Here is a 15,182-nt window from a genome sequence, read left to right as displayed (position 1 = left end):
CCAAAATCAGGCAGGGTGGCCGAACGACGGCGGGCGATCGGCGCGCGCTTCGCCGAAGCGCGGATTGGGCGTGGCCGACATAGTGAAGCGCAGCGTGCCGCCCCCCGCCAGCGTGCGATGGTCGATCCAGCTTTTGCTCCACGGCGCGCCGTTCCACGCGACTGCGGCGACGTACGGGGTGTCCGCGCGGTTGCCGGGTGCCTCGATCACCAGCCGCTTCTCGCCCAGCCGCACGACGGCGCGCTCGAACAAGGGCGAACCGAACACATAGGCCGCCTCGACCGGATCGACCGGATAGAAACCCAGCGCCGAGAAGACGAACCACGCGCTCATCTGCCCGCAATCGTCATTGCCGATGATGCCGTCGGGGTCGTTGCGGTACATTTCGGTGCAGAGCCGCCGCACCAGCCGCTGCGTCTTCCACGGCTGACCGACATAGGCATAGAGATAGGCGGCGTGCTGGTCGGGCTCGTTGCCATGCGCATATTGCCCGACGAGGCCGGAAATGTCGGGCGGCGCGTTGGCGGGCAAGGTCGACGGCGCCGAGAAGAGCGCGTCGAGCTTCGCCGCGAACGCTGCATCGCCGCCGCCCTGCGCGATCCGGCCATAGATGTCGTGCTGGTTGAGAAAGGTCGCCTGCCAGCCATTGGCCTCGGTATAGTCGCGATATTGGCTCGTGTGGTCGAGCTGGATCGGATCGTAGGGCGACCACCAGCTGCCATCGGCAAAGCGCGGCCGGGCAAAGCCGGTGCCGGTGTCGATGACGTTCTTCCAATTGCCCGAGCGTCGCAACAGCCGATCGGCGGCTTCGCTTGCCCCGGCCGCGCGCGCGATGTGCGACGACGCCCAGTCGTCATAGGCATATTCCTGCGTACGGCTGACGCTTTCGTCGACCGCGTCGGCAGGCACATAGCCGAGCCGGTCGTACAGCTCGCGGCCGTGGCTGTTGTTGCGATCAGGCGCGGTGAAGTCGAAACTGCGCTTGGCGATCGCGGGCCAGGCGGCGGCATAGTCGGCGGGCACGCCCTTGGCCTGCGCCTCGGCGAGCGGGACGACGCCGTGCCAGCCGATCATCGTCCCCGTCTCCTTGCCCTGCAACGGCCAGACCAACGGGCCGTAGCGCGATTGCGTGGTCTGGCGGATCAGATCGTCGATCAGGCTCTTGGTGCGCGCCGGATCGATCAGCGTGAGCAGCGGATGCAGCGCGCGATACGTGTCCCACAGCGACCAACTGCTATACGCCGCGCCGCCCGGGGGCACGGTGTGGATATGCCCGTCGAGCCCGGCATAGCGCCCGTCCACATCGGAGAAGAGCGTCGGCGCGAGCTGCGCGTGATACAGCGCGGTCGCGAGAATCGCGCGCTGGTCCGCGCTGCCACCGGTGACGTGCACCGCCCCGAGTGCCTTCGCCCAGGTCGCCCGCGCCGCGCGCGCGACGGCGTCGAAATTCCAGCCTTTGGCTTCGCTGGCCAGGTTCGCCCGCGCGCCGGCGACGTCGACGCCCGAAATCGCACAGCGCAGCACGATCGGCGTGGCGCCGGCATCGTCCCAGTGCAGCACCATCTTCAGGCGCTTGCCCGCGACCTGCCGCGTGCCAGCGGGCTGCGCGACATCGCCATCGCCGAAGAAACTGACGCGGTCGGGCCGGCGCGAGGCTTGCAGCGCAAAGTGGATGCGCCGCCCCTTGGCCCAGCGGAACACACGCCGCCCGCCGGTGATCGTGCCGTCGCCGTCGATCGCTACGCTGACCTCGTCGATGAGTGGCGCCGCGCCGGGCGCATCGCCGATGAGGTGCGACAGGTCGAGCAGGACATGCCCTGCCCCCTTGGGAAAGGTATAGCGGTGCCAACCGGTGCGCTCGGTCACCGTCAGCTCGGCCCGCACGCCCGATTCGAGCGCGACACGGTAGAGGCCGGGCTCCGCCCGCTCGTCCGAAAAGCGTTGGCGATAGCCCGCGTCGGGGTCGGACAACGGCCCCGGCTCGAGCTGCACCGGCCCCGTCCCCGGCATCACCATAACGTCGAGCATGTCGCCAATCCCGGTGCCCGACAGATGGGTATGGCTGAACCCCATGATCGAGCCGTCGCCATGGTGATAGCCCGAGCAGGTCGCCCACCGCTCGACATCGGTATCGGGGCCGAGCTGGACCATGCCGAACGGCAGCGTCGGGCCGGGATAGGTATGCCCGTCGCCGCCAGTGCCGATCAGCAGATTGGGCGCATCGCCGGTGCTACGCGCCGCGCCGCGCCCGGGCAGCGTGCTCGCGAGCAGCGCCAGCGCGGAGCTGCCGAGCAGGGTCCGTCGGTCGATCGTCATAGTGGCTGCCCCAGCAACGCGGGTCGGGACGTGGCGAGCCGCACGATCAGCTCGCCGAACAGCCCGTTGGCCCAGGCGAACCAGCGCCGCGTGAAGCGCGCGGGATCATCCTGGTCGAAGCTTTCGTGGATGAGGCCGGTGCCGGCGTCGCTGTCGCGCAACGTCTTGAGGCAGCGCCGGATGACCGCCGGATCGTCACTCGACAGCGCGCGGACGATCAGCGACATCGGCCAGATCTGGCGCAGGCCGACATGCGGGCCGCCGATCCCCTCCCCGGCCGCGCCGCGGAAGAAATAGGGGTTGGCGTCGCTCCACGCCGCATCGCGCGTCCGCCGCCACAGCGGATCGCGCGGCGCAGCGCAGCCGAGATAGGCGAGCCCCGACAGCGACGGGACATTGGCATCGTCCATGAACAGCGCGTTGCCGAAGCCATCGACTTCATACGCCCAGACCTCGCGCCCGTCGCGCAGCCGCATCCGGCCATAGGCCCGGAGCGCATGCTCGACTTCGTCCGCCAGCGCACGCGCATCGGCGGCGAGCTTTGCGTCTTGACGCGCGCCGGTTGCCACCGTCGCCAGCTCGCGCAAGGCGGTGACGGCGAACAGGTTGGACGGGATCAGGAACGGATAGACACAGGCATCGTCCGAGGGGCGGAACGCGCTGTGGATCAGCCCCACCGGACGCGACGGATTGCCCCATCCCTCGAGCGGCACCGTCTCGATATTGCGGTCCGAGGCGCGCAGGAAGCGGTACGGTCCCGGCCCGTCCTTGCGTTGCTGCGCGCGGAAGGTGGCGACGCTCAACCGGGCAGCGGCGGCCCACTGCGCATCGAACGGCGCCGGGTCGTGCGTCGCCTGCCAATAGCCGTGCGCGAGCCGCATCGGATAGCAGAGCGAGTCGATCTCCCATTTGCGCTCGGCGACGCCCGGCTTCATTTCGGTGCGATCGTGCAGCGCCCAGTCGAGATCGGTCTTCGCGGCCGGATCTTCGAGGAAGGCATTGGCATAGGGATCGATCAGGATCGACCGCGCCTGCCGCGCGATCAGCCCGCGGAACAACGTGGCGAGCGCGGGGTCGCCGCGCACGAGATGCAGATAGGGCGTCAACTGCGCCGAGGAATCGCGCAGCCACAGACACGGAATATCGCCGGTGATGACGAACGCGTCGGGTGCGCCGTCGACCACGCCCATCCGCACCGTCGTGTCGAGCGTGTTGGGATAGCAATTGGCGAACATCCAGCGCAGCTTGGGGTCGGCGATCAGCGCGCTGACGCGCACGATCTCGCGCTCGATCGCGGGGCTGACGAACGAGCGCGCGGCAGCGGCGGGACGCAAGCTCGCGAAAGCCGGTGCGGCGCGGGCGGGCGCCGCCGCCAGCGCGACGCCGCCCAAGCCCACGCCCAGCGCATCGCGGCGGGTGAGCGTCACTTCGGCAAGACCTGGCGCGTGCCGGTGATCGCGAGATCGACCCACACACCGGCAGCGTCGCCCGGCTGGCCGCCACCGAGGAACAGCCGATACGCGCCCGGCTCGACCGCGCGCGTCCCGTCGCGTGCGACCAGGCTGAGGCGACGCGGATCGAGCGTGAAGCTCGCCTCGCCTTGCTTGCCGGGTGCGAGCGCGAGGCGGCTGAAGCCGACGAGTTGGCGCTGCAGCACCGGCGTGGTCAGTCCGCCCCCTGCCCCGGCCGGCGGGACGAGATAGGCCTGCACCACGTCCTCGCCCGCCCGCGCCCCGACGTTGCGGACGCGGACGCGGATCGACGCGCTCTGCCCGGCGACGACGCTGACGCGCGCGACCGGCGCGGCATAGGCGAAGCGCGTGTAGCTCAGGCCGTGGCCGAAGCCCCACAGCGGCGTGCCGGTGAAATAGCGATAGGTGCGCTCCTTCATCCCGTAATCGACGAACGCCGGCAGGTCGTTGGTGCTGGCGTAGAAGGTCACCGGCAGCCGCCCCGAAGGGTTGTTGCGCCCGGCGAGCGTCTCGGCGATCGCGGTGCCGCCCGCTTCGCCGGGATACCAGGCGGCGAGGATTGCATCGGCGGCCTGCGGGTCGAGCGCGACCGCGCTGCCGCTGGTGAGGACGATCACGAGCGGCTTGCCCGTCGCCTTGAGCGCGTCGAGCAAGCGGCGCTGCGCAAACGGCAGCGCGATGTCGGTGCGGTCGCCGCCGACGAAGCCTGGAACGCTGACCGGCAGCGCTTCGCCTTCGAGATCGGGCGACAGGCCGACCACCGCCACCACCACGTCGGCGTCCTTCGCCGCGGCCACAGCCTCGCCGCGCAACGCGTCGGCCGGTGGCTCCCACAGCAAGCGGATGCCCTCATCCTCGCTGCTGTGATCGAGCTCGAGCTTGAACGACAGCGCACGGCCGTCGCTGGTCAGCGGGATTTCGATCCGCCCCTTCGCCACCGCGCCCGTCGCGAGCGGACGTCCGTCGATCCACAGCCGCACGGCGTCGTGCGCCTTGCAATATTTCCAGCAGGCGGGAACGTCGACGACGAGACGGTACGCCCCCGGCCCCGGCGGGACGAGCTCGCCCGACCAGCGCGCGCTCCACGTCGCGCCGAGCCCCGCGACGGGCGCGGCGCGATTGAAGTCGAGATCGATCCGCCGTTCGTGCCGCGTCACCAGCGGCGCGCCGGTGAGATCGTGCGTCGCGAAATACTCCGCACGCAAGCCTGCGGCCCCGTCCGCCCGAAGCGCCGTCTCGGGCACCAGCACCGGCGCGCCATCGGCGAGCACCGACCCCTGGGCGTAGCGCACATTCCCCGCCCCGAACGCGCGGCGGATGCCGTCGAGCGGGGTGATCGGCGCCACCGCGGTGCCGTGGTAATTGCCCTGCAACACGCCGAGATCATCGGCATCGGCGCCGACCACCGCGATCCGCACCCCCGGTTTGAGCGGGAGGCGGTCGCCACGATTTTGCAGCAGCACGATCGACTTGCGTGCCGCCTCGAGCGCGGTCGCCTGATGCGCGGGGGTCGCGACCTGATCGGGCGCGATCCGCGACCATGGGCTGGTCGCGCCATAGGCGATGCCAAGCGCGCGTCGTGCCGCCTGGGTACGCGCTAGCGCGGTGTCGATCTCGCTTTCGCTCACCAGCCCGCGCCGCAGCGCCGCCGGCAGCGCGGCATAGGTCGTGCCGCAATTGAGATCGGTCCCGCCCCTGAGCGACGCCGCCGCGGCACCAGCCGCATTGAGCCGGTAATGGTGGAACAGCTGGACGTTGCCGACGGCATCGCAGTCCGAGACGGTGAAGCCGGTGAATCCCCAGTCACGCCGCAACCGATCGACCAGCAACGGCGCGCGGGCGCACGCCGGAACGCCGTGGATCGCGTTGTACGCACACATCAGCGACCCCGCCTTGCCCTCGGTGATCGCCGCGCGGAACGCGGGGAGATAGGTCGCCTCGAGGTCCTGCGGCGAGGGATCGACGTCGAAGCCGTCGCGCCCCGCTTCGGGGCCGCTGTGGACCGCGAAATGCTTGGGCGTGGCGATCACCTTGGGATGCGCCGGGTCGGGCCCTTGCAGGCCGGTAACGAAGGCGACGCCGAGCCGCCCGGTCAGATACGGGTCTTCGCCGTAGGTCTCCTGCCCCCGGCCCCAGCGCGGATCGCGGAAGATGTTGATGTTGGGCGACCAGATCGTCAGCCCTTCGTAGATTCGCCGCTCGGCATCGACCGGCCGTGCGTTGAACTTGGCGCGCGCCTCGGTCGCGACCACGTCGCCGATGCGCTTGACGAGCGGCGCGTCCCACGTCGCCGCCATGCCGATCGCCTGCGGGAAGACGGTCGCATAGCCGTCGCGCGCGAGGCCGTGGAGCCCTTCGCTCCACCAGTCATAGGCCGGCAGCCCGGCATTCGCATCGGCGGGCGCGCTGCTTTGCAGCTGCGCCGCCTTGTCCTCGGGCGTCATCGCCGCGTGGGCCAATTGCGCGGCCTGTGCCGCGAGCAACATCCAGATCATCGGCGCGACCCCAAAGAGCGCAGCGTCAGTGCCCGCGCCAACGCCGCCGGCGAGGCCGTCGACGCGACGCTGACGGTGCGGCTTTCGCCAGGGAGCAGGTCGAACCCGTCGTCGGACGGCTGCGCGCCGACCGCGCCGAAATCGAGCATCACCGCGCGGGCGAGCGCCGTCGCGGTGACGGTCAGCTCGCGCCCATGCCAGGTCGCGTGCAATCCGGGATCGGGATAGGCCATGTCCCTTGGCACCCCACGCTCGACGATCGCGCGACTGACCGGGGCGTCGCCGACCAGCAGTTCGGCCACCGCATAACTCGTTTTGGCGTCGGCCCCGGCGAACAGCGCGGCATCCTCGATCCGCGCCGCCTCGGTGGCCGAGAGCGGCGGCAGCGTGACGGCAGCGCCGTGCTCGGCGAGCAGCCGACCGGCCATGTCGAACGCCCGGACGCGCCAGCGCGCGGGGGTCGGTGTGGTCGCGTCGGACACCAAGGCGAGCCGCGTCGCCGCGCCGACGTGCTCGGCGACGATCACCTGCGGCGCGAAGAAGCGGCGCGCGGCATAATGGAGCAGCTTCCAGCGGCCGGCATGATCGATGCTCGACCAGGAAATCGCCGGCCAGACATCGTTGAGCTGCCAGTAGAGCGAGCCCATCGTCACCGGGCGGCACGCGCGGTGATGCAGCGCCGCCAGCGCGATCGCCTCGGCCTGATTCACTTGGCTCAGATAGACGAAATCGCCGAGGTCCTTGGGCTCGCCGAGCCGGTCGTGGATGTAGAGCCGCAGCCGCGCATTGCCCTCGCCCGCCAGGAACTTCTGGTGCGCCTTCAGCACCGGACTGTCCGGGGTCAGCGCGCCCGGCCCGGCGAAGTCGCGGATCGTCGCCATGTCGGGCATTGCCTGGAAGCCATATTCCGACATGAAGCGCGGGCACGCATCGAGATAGCGCTCGACCGGCTTCGAGCCCGACCAAACGTCCCAGAAATGCCGGTCGCCCGAAGCATCGGTATCGACCGGCCCCTCATAGTCAGTCGACGGCGAGCCGGGCCAATAGGGCGTCCCCGGCGATCGCGTCAGCACCGCGTCACGCAGAACGCGATCGAACAAGACCGCCATCCCGGCGCCAACACGCTCCTGCTCGTCGGGCCCGACGGCGCGCTTATAGGCCTTGCGGTCGGACCAATTTTCCCAGCCCGACAGCACTTCATTGCCGCCCGCCCACAGGACGATCGAAGGGTGATTGCCGAGCCGTTCGACCTGCTGTTCCGCCTCGATGCGGACGTTGGCGCGGAACGCCGCGTCGGGCGGCGTTACCGCCCCGCCGAACATGAAGTCCTGCCACACCATCAGCCCGAGCTCGTCGGTCATGTCGTAAAAGGCGTCGTCGAGATAATAGCCACCGCCCCACACGCGCAGCATGTTCATGTTGGCGTCGCGCGCGGCGAGCAGCAGCGGGCGCATCGTCTCCGTGGTGGTCCGCGTCGGCAAGCTGTCGAACGGGATCAGGTTGGCACCCTTGGCGAAGATCGGCGTGCCGTTGACGCGGAAGCCCATCGCGCCGCCCTCGCGGATCAGCTCGACCGTGCGCAGGCCGATCCGCCGTTCGGCCGTGTCGGTCGCAGCGCCATCCTGCTCGAGCGTTGCTGCCACCCGGTAGAGCGGCTGCGCGCCATAGCCGACCGGCTGCCAGCGCTGCGGCTGCGCGACGGTGATCGGCAGCGTCACGGCGTTGTCGCCCGCCGCCAATGTGACGCGCTGCGTCACCGTCTGGTGCGAACCGTCGGGCGCGGTCAGCACCACGCGCAGCGTCGCCGCTCCGGCACGATCCGCCTGCACCGTCGCGCGCGCCGACAACCGCGCCTCGGCATCGTTCAGCGCGTCCTGGTCGACACGCAGCGTGTCGATCCGCGCGCTGTCCCACGCCTCGAGCCGGACCGGACGCCACGGCCCGATCGTGATGATCCGCGGACCCCAATCCCAGCCATAATGGTATTTCGGCTTGCGGATATAGGGCGAGGTCTGGCGCCCGCCGGGATCATCGGCGAACGCCGAGTCATACTCGCCCGGCAGCGACCGCTTCGCCGCCAGCACGACCGGCGCGAGCGCGCGGATCGGCGCGGCGATGGTGATCAGGATCGTGTTCGCGCCGGGCTTGAGATAGCGCTTGGCGTCGATCCGCCAGCGACGATGCGCATTGTCGGCGCTGAGGACGGCCTGCCCGTTGATCGTCACGGTCGCGAAGGTGTCAAGCCCGTCGAACACCAGATCGAGATGATCGCGCGCCAGCAGCGCCGGCGTCGCGACGAGGGTGTGGCGATACTGCCAGTCAGTCCGACCGACCCATTGGATCGCGGCTTCGTTCGTCGCGAGGAAGGGATCGGGCACGCGGTGTTGCGCGATCAGATCCTGCTGGATGCTGCCGGGCACCTGCACCGCGAACCAGCGCGCCTCGCGCCGGTGCGCGGCGACCGCATCGGTATCGCCGGGGGCGATCCGTGCCTGCCATCCGCTGTCGAGTGCGATCGCCTGCCGCGGTGCCGCGCCGACGAAGCTCGCGCTCGACAGCAACGCCGCCAGCGCGACCCCGCGGAGGACCGCGCGCATCAGCGGGCTTCCGTCAGCTGGACGTCGGCCACCGCATAATAGGGTTCGGCGACCGGCGAGGTGAACTGGAAGCACAGGTCGCGATCCCCCGCCATCGCAGGCAGCGCGCCCGAGAAGGTCAGCAGCGTCGGCGCGGTCGCCGGATCGGGCAAGGGGAAGCTCGCCGCCACCACCGGTGCGGGCGCATCCTTGTCGGGCGGCCCCTTGCGCCCGGCCTGGCAGCCGGCGAGCACGACGAGCTCGCCATGCGCGGTCACGTTGTAATGCTCGCGCACTGCCGAAGCTTCGTGCGCCAGCCCGTAATGCCGCGCGAGCCGCGCGACTTGCACCGTAAAGCCCTTCGCCACGTCGAGCGGGGCGGCGGGATAGGCGCTGCACGTGTCGAACAGGTTGATGTTGAACACCGGCGCATTGCCCTGCGCCTCCGACGTCAACGGCACGCGCAAGCCGAGCGCGCCGCGCGGGCACGCCACCAGATCAGACGCCGCGCGATGGAGCAGCGCCGCACGGTCGGTCGCGAACGCCCGCGCGCCGGCGATCGCGACGCCGTCGTCGCCGAACGCCGCCGCGCGGATCGTCGCGCCGGACGCGAGCGCCAGCGGTGCGGCATAGGCTGGCGATCGGGCGGTCGGCGCGCTGCCGTCGAGCGTATAGCGGATCGTGCCGGCGGGTGCCTGCGTCGCCAGCGCGACGTTCAGCTTGCCGCTCCGCAGCGCATCGCCGCGCGTCCCCTGCAGGCGATAGGTCACGGCAAAGGCGCTGTCGGCGACCTCGACCCCGCCCTGCCGCCAGCGCAGCACCTGCGGCCGCAGCCGCGCGACGAAGCCGGGAAAATCGCGCGGCGCGGTCGACCAGGTCGTCTCGGCGAGCGCGGCGGCGCGCGGGAAGACGGCGTGCTGCACCTGATACGGCGTGACGAGATATTCGCTCCACGCATTGCCCTGCGCGCCGAGCACGTGCTTTGCTTTGGCGGCATCGATCCCGGCGGGCATCGGCTCATAGGCGTAGACATCGGCGAGCGTCTGGATCGACAGGCGGCCGGGCGGCTCGTCGGCCTGATCGCTTTGCAGGCTGTCGAAATACAGCGTCGGTGCAGGCGTCAGCACGACGTCGTGCCCCTGGTTGGCGGCATCGACCGCGCCCTTCTCGCCACGCCATGACATCACCGATGCGGACGGCGGCAGGCCACCTTCGAGGATCTCGTCCCAGCCGATCAGCCGCCGCCCCTTGCTCGCGAGATAGCGGCCGAACGTGTCGATCATCCAGCTCTGCAGCGCATTCTCGTCCTTGAGACCGAGCGTCTTCATTTGCGCCTGGACGCGCGGCGAGCGCTGCCACTGATCCTTGACCGCTTCGTCGCCACCGAGATGGACGAAGCTGCCGGGGAAGACGGCGATCAGTTCGTCGAGCACGTTCTCGACAAAGGCCACGCCCTTGGGGCCGGGATCGAACAGATACGGATTGACGCCCCAATCGTGGCTCACGACCGGCCGGTCGCCGAGCACGCCCATTTCGGGATAGGCGGCGACCAAAGCCTGCGCATGGCCAGGCAAGTCGATCTCGGGAACGATCGTGATGCTGCGATCGGCGGCGTAACGCACCAGCGCGCGCAGCTCTGCCTGGGTGTAGAAGCCGCCGACGCGCGTCGTCGGCGCCGGGCCGCCGGTGCTGGGCCCCTTCCGCCACGCGCCGATCTCGGTCAGCTCGGGATAGCGCTTGACCTCGAAGCGCCAGCCCTGGTCGTCGGTGAGATGCAAATGGAGCGTGTTGAGCTTCACCGCCGCCATCTGGTCGACGATCCGGTAGAGCGACGGCAACGGCTGAAAATGTCGCGCGGGATCGATCATCAATCCGCGCCAGGCAAAGCGCGGCGCATCGCGAATGTCGAGCAGCGGCACCGCGACCGCACCGCCGCGCGCGCCATCGGGGCTGAGCAATTGCGCCAGCGTCATCGCGCCATAGACCAGCCCGGCATGCGTCGCCGCGGCGATGCGGATGCCGTGCGCATCAACCGTGAGCCGATAACCCTCCGCGCCGACCACCGCCGGATCGCGCTCGAAGCGGATCGGCGCGGCGTCGCGCGTCAGGCGCAGCGCGAGGCCGCGTGTGCTGGCGACCTGCGCGACCAGCAATTGCGCCGCGCCTTCGGCATCCGCGTCGCCCGCCGGAACACTGATCCCCGCCCCAGCAGCCACGATGAAACTGCCAGCGCCGCGAACGATGCTGGCGGGCATGGGAAGCAGCGGCAACGTCGCTTGCTGGGCGGCGAGCAGCGCCGGGGTGACGGCTGCCGCCGCGGCGGCGAGACGAGCGATCCGTCGCATGGCGCGCTGGCTCTTGCTGCGCGTCCCGTTCGTCATCGACCGTCCCCCATTGCGACGCGACAGCGCGTGCTCTTGCGATGAAGTGTAACCAATATAAGTCCACTTGCAAGCGCGACAAAGCAGCCGAAGTGGCTCCTTTTGCGCAATCGCAGCATTGCACGCGCCCTGAGCAAGAATACCAATCTGGATTCCGACCAAACCCGATTGCTCACCAGCCATCGACGCATTAGGCTCGCCTCCATGTCTGCGTCGCGGCCCGCGACGCAGGCGGGGGCCGGTACGGGGCAAGAGGGACGGACTTTGGAATTTTCGCAACAGATCGGCCATTTCCGCAAGGGCAACCCGGCGCCGCTCTACATCCAGCTGCAGCACCTCATTCGCGAAGCGATCGGCCAGGATCTGCTCGCGCAAGGCGACGCGATCCCCGCCGAGCGCGACCTTGCGACCGAATATGCCATTTCGCGCATCACCGTACGCAAGGCGATCGGCGGGTTGGTCGAAGAGGGTCTGCTCACGCGCCGACGTGGTGCGGGCACCTTCGTCACCGGGCGCGTCGAGAAGTCCTTTTCGAAACTGTCGTCTTTCTCCGAGGATATGGCAGCGCGCGGCAAGACCGCCTCGACCCATTGGATCAGCCGCGCCGCCGGTACCGTCGATCCCGAAGAGGCGATGTCGCTCGGACTCTCGCCCGGCACGCCGGTCTATCGCTTCCACCGCATCCGGCTTGCCGACGACCAACCGATGGCGCTCGAATTCTCGACCATCGCCGGCTATTGCCTGCCCAATCTCGGCGCGGTCGAGGATTCGCTCTACACCGCGCTGGAAAAGGCCGGCAGCCGCCCGGTGCGTGCGCTGCAGCGCTTGCGCGCCGTCCCGTTCGGCACGGAGCATGCGCGGATGCTTGGCGTCGATCCAGGGCAACCCGGGCTTCTGATCGAGCGCCGCGGGTTCCTCAAGGACGGCCGCGCCGCCGAATTCACCCGCTCTTACTATCGCGGCGACGCCTATGATTTCGTCGCCGAACTGTCCGACCTTTAGCCGGGTTCGCGAGCCGACTTTCCCTCCCGGAGTATTGCCATGAACCGTCGCCAGCTTCTGCTCGCCAGCGCGGGCCTGAGTGCCTTGCGCGCCGTTCCCGGCGTGGCAGCTGCCGCCGTGCCGAAAGAGACCGGCGGTTTCCCGATGCCGCAACCCGAAACGCAGCTGCCACCCCGGCTGCCGCAACAGGATCCGGCGCGCATGCTGCTCGACCTCGGTTGGCGTTTCCAGGAAGGCGACATTCCCGCGCCTGCGCCCGCCAGCCATAACGACACCTATCTCTCGGCGATGGCGGGCAACGCGATCGGCGCGGCGGCGGTGCTGTATGACGATAGCGATTGGGCCGCGGTGCGCTTGCCGCATGATTGGGCGGCGGCGCAGCCATACGTGCACAGCGCGAACGTCTCGCAAGGCTATCGCTCTCGCGGGATTGGCTGGTATCGCCGCACGCTGCTGCTCGACCCCGCAGATCGCGGCAAGACGATCGAGCTGCAGTTCGACGGAATCGCGACAAATGCCACGATCTGGGTCAATGGCAGCGTCGTCGCGCATAGCTGGTCAGGCTATGCCAGCATCCATGCCGACATCACGCCGTTCGCGACCTATGGAGACGAGCCCAATGTCATCGCGATCCGCGTCGATGCGAGCGCGTGGGAAGGCTGGTGGTATGAAGGCGCCGGGCTCTATCGCCACGCCTGGCTGGTGCGCCGCGCGCCGGTCGCGATCGTCAGCGACGGTGTGCATTGCGATCCGCGCCGCGATGCCGCAGGGCGCTGGCACGTTCCCGTCGTGGCGACGCTCGGCAATATCGAGCGCGCAGCCGCGGCGGTAACGATCGAGGCCGCGCTGCTCGACCCCGATGGCCGCGAAGTGACGCACGCAAGCGTCGCCGTGAGCGTGCCGGTGCTCGACCAGGTCGATGCCGCGCTGACGCTCGACGTCGGCGATCCAAAACTGTGGTCGGTCGAGACGCCGACGCTCTACACCGTCCGCGTACGCGTGCTGCGCGAGGGCACCGTGGTCGATCTGCGGCAAATCCCGATCGGCTTCCGCACGATTCGTTTCGATGCCGCGCAGGGCTTTTTCCTCAATGATCGCGCGATGAAAATCAAAGGCGTGTGCATCCATCAGGATCACGCTGGCGTCGGCACCGCCATGCCCGATGCCCTGCTCTACTGGCGGCTGCAACGGCTGAAGGCGATGGGCTGCAATGCGGTGCGCATGTCGTCCAATGCGCCGACCGCCGAACTGCTCGACTATTGCGACCGGATCGGGATGCTCGTGATGAACGAGAACCGCCACTTCAACTCGTCACCCGACCATAAGGCGCAGCTCGAATGGCTCGTCCGGCGCGATCGCAACCACCCCAGCATCATCATCTGGACGCTGTGGAACGAGGAACCGCTCAAATCGACACCGCAGGGCGTCGAAATGACGCGGCGGATGGTTGCGACGCTCAAGCGGCTCGACTCTGCGCGGCCGGTGACGGTCGCAATGAACGGCGCGTTCAACGATCCGGTCAACACCTCGACCGAAGTCGATGTCACCGGGTTCAATTATTATCAGGACCAATATGACGTCTACCATCGGCTGGTCCCGACCAAGCCGATCATCAGCACCGAAGATACCAGCGCCTATCAGACGCGCGGCGCGTTCGAGAGCGACCCGAAGGCGCATGTCGCGACGTCCTATGACCGCGAGGCGGCAGGCTGGGGCGCACCGCATGGGCCGAGCTGGAAGATGATCGCCGATCGCCCGTTCGTCGCGGGCGGGTTCGTCTGGACCGGCTTCGATTATCATGGCGAACCGACGCCCTATGACTGGCCGACCACGTCGAGCGTGTTCGGCATCCTCGATCTGTGCGGCTTCCCCAAGACCGCCTTCGGCTTGCGCAGCGCGCAATGGATCGACGATGCGCCCGTCGTCAGCCTCGCCCCGCATTGGACCTGGCCGGGGCGTGAGGGGCAGAGCATCGATGTCGTGGTGATGAGCAATGCCGAACAGGTGACGCTCAGTCTCAACGGGCGCGATCTCGGCACGCAGCCGGTCGACCGCTTCCTCGGCAATAGCTGGACCGTTCCCTATGCCCCCGGCCGGATCCAAGGCGTCGCGCGCCGCGCCGGGCGGATCGTCGCGCGGGCTGCGCACGAGACCGCCGGGCCGCCGGTGGCATTGCGGCTGACGCCTGCGCGCAGCGTGATGGCAGGCGATGGCGAGGATGTGCAGCCGATCACGGTCGATGCGATCGACGCGCACGGGCGCCATGTGCCGACCACCAATCTCCCGGTCGATTTCACGGTGCAGGGTGCAGCGATCATCGGGCTGGGCAATGGCGATCCCAACTGCCACGAGCCCGAGCAGTCCGCCGCGCATGCCGGCGCACGGTCGCTGTTCAACGGCTTGGCGCAGCTGATCATCCGCGCCGATGTCGGGCGCGGGCGGGTGCTGGTCGAGGCACGCGCCGACGGCCTGAAGCCCGCGCGGCTGTCGATCGACCGCCTGGCCATCGCGCCGCCACCGCAAGCTGCGGTGACGGTAAGCGCGCAGCGGATTGCGCAGTGGCGGCGCTCGATGCGCTTCGCCGAGCGCCCCTCGCCCGATCTGGCGCCGGCCGATGGCGACAATAACAGCTGGGCATTCGTCCGCGCCGGAACGCCATCCCCGCCTGAGGCGGCCGGCGGCTGGCAGCTCTATCGCGCGTCCGTCGAGCCATGGCGCGCGGTGGCGGCTGGCGGCGGCACGCTGCGCTTCGCGTCCGTCGCGGGGCGCGCCGAGCTGTGGATCGACGGGCAGCGCGTCGCCGACAAGGGCCCGGGTACCGCTGCGCTAACGGGCCGGATGCCCGCTGGCGCGGGGCGTCGCCGCATCGTGCTGCTGGTTCAGGCCGAGCGCGACACCGCGTCGGGGCTGCTCGGCCCGGTGACGCTGGCCGCTGATTAG

7 protein-coding genes are annotated in these 15,182 nt (G+C 69.4%); 2 read left to right on the top strand and 5 right to left on the bottom strand.

Annotated features, from left to right (window positions below):
- Positions 1 to 6 precede the first annotated feature (6 nt).
- From ACP7C5_RS04240 to ACP7C5_RS04220, 5 genes are read right to left on the bottom strand one after another with little or no spacing between them, the layout of a single operon-like run.
- Entirely contained in the window at positions 7 to 2,316 is a 2,310-nt protein-coding gene (locus ACP7C5_RS04240) for a GH92 family glycosyl hydrolase (protein WP_426263282.1), read from the bottom strand.
- Positions 2,313 to 3,743, bottom strand: coding sequence for a glycoside hydrolase family 125 protein (locus tag ACP7C5_RS04235; RefSeq protein WP_426263281.1), 1,431 nt, complete (start codon positions 3,741 to 3,743; stop codon positions 2,313 to 2,315). The genes ACP7C5_RS04240 and ACP7C5_RS04235 overlap by 4 nt, the downstream gene beginning before the upstream one ends.
- Positions 3,740 to 6,283: a glycoside hydrolase family 3 C-terminal domain-containing protein gene (locus ACP7C5_RS04230; RefSeq protein WP_426263280.1), complete on the bottom strand. Its 2,544-nt coding sequence runs from the start codon at positions 6,281 to 6,283 to the stop codon at positions 3,740 to 3,742. Before ACP7C5_RS04230 ends, ACP7C5_RS04235 begins: the two co-directional genes overlap by 4 nt.
- Positions 6,280 to 8,880, bottom strand: coding sequence for a beta-mannosidase (locus ACP7C5_RS04225; protein ID WP_426263279.1), 2,601 nt, complete (start codon positions 8,878 to 8,880; stop codon positions 6,280 to 6,282). The genes ACP7C5_RS04230 and ACP7C5_RS04225 overlap by 4 nt, the downstream gene beginning before the upstream one ends.
- Positions 8,880 to 11,240 (bottom strand): beta-N-acetylhexosaminidase, encoded by a 2,361-nt coding sequence (locus ACP7C5_RS04220; RefSeq protein ID WP_426263278.1) that lies wholly within the window; start codon positions 11,238 to 11,240, stop codon positions 8,880 to 8,882. The genes ACP7C5_RS04225 and ACP7C5_RS04220 overlap by 1 nt, the downstream gene beginning before the upstream one ends.
- 264 nt (positions 11,241 to 11,504) lie before the next feature.
- Here ACP7C5_RS04220 and ACP7C5_RS04215 point away from each other — a divergent pair, with 264 nt between their 5' ends.
- Complete coding sequence (locus ACP7C5_RS04215; RefSeq protein ID WP_426263277.1) at positions 11,505 to 12,242, top strand: GntR family transcriptional regulator; 738 nt, start codon at positions 11,505 to 11,507, stop codon at positions 12,240 to 12,242.
- A gap of 39 nt (positions 12,243 to 12,281) precedes the next feature.
- Positions 12,282 to 15,182 carry a beta-galactosidase GalA gene (gene galA / locus ACP7C5_RS04210; RefSeq protein ID WP_426263276.1) on the top strand — a complete coding sequence of 967 codons (2,901 nt, stop codon included), beginning with the start codon at positions 12,282 to 12,284 and terminating at the stop codon, positions 15,180 to 15,182.

This window comes from Sphingomonas sp. PWP1-2 (assembly GCF_049898305.1).
GTDB lineage: Bacteria > Pseudomonadota > Alphaproteobacteria > Sphingomonadales > Sphingomonadaceae > Sphingomonas > Sphingomonas glacialis.
Note: the sequence above shows the minus strand (reverse complement) of the source record. Positions and strands in the feature narration are given on the sequence as shown.